At 48.1% G+C, this 426-nt stretch carries 1 protein-coding gene; it reads left to right on the top strand.

The features are described from left to right. Positions 1–426, top strand: a 426-nt coding sequence (locus CXF95_RS26345; RefSeq protein ID WP_198556717.1) for a VCBS repeat-containing protein, incomplete at both ends; no start/stop codon positions are given.

The following is a 426-nucleotide window of genomic DNA, read 5'->3' as shown; positions in this document are numbered from 1 at the left end:
TCTTGATCCTACTCAATCGCAAAACACAACTCAGCAAAAAGTCAAAAACGACGTGGATGGCGACGGTAAATCCGACTTGTTATGGCGCAGCAATGCTAAAGGTTGGAACTTTTTATGGTCGATGGATGGTGTAAAAACCAAACAAGCCAAACCGATTAATGTGGTACAAGATGAAGGTTGGCTGATGGCGGGACAGGGCGATTATGACGCCGATGGTCATTCGGATATCTTGTGGCGTAATACGCTCACCGGCATGAACTTTATTTATCTGATGGATGGCTTGACGATTAAAACCCGTAAGGTGCTCAACTTTGTCGATGCACCGCAGTGGGAGTTGCGGGGCAGTGGTGACTTCAATGGCGACGGTAAAGGGGATGTATTGTGGCGTGATGTGGTGAGAGGGCGCACCCATTTCTTCCTGATGAG

Source organism: Paraglaciecola sp. MB-3u-78, from assembly GCF_002835935.1.
Lineage (GTDB): Bacteria > Pseudomonadota > Gammaproteobacteria > Enterobacterales > Alteromonadaceae > Paraglaciecola.
The sequence above is the reverse complement of the archived record's forward strand: the minus strand, read 5'-3'. Positions and strand labels throughout refer to the sequence as shown.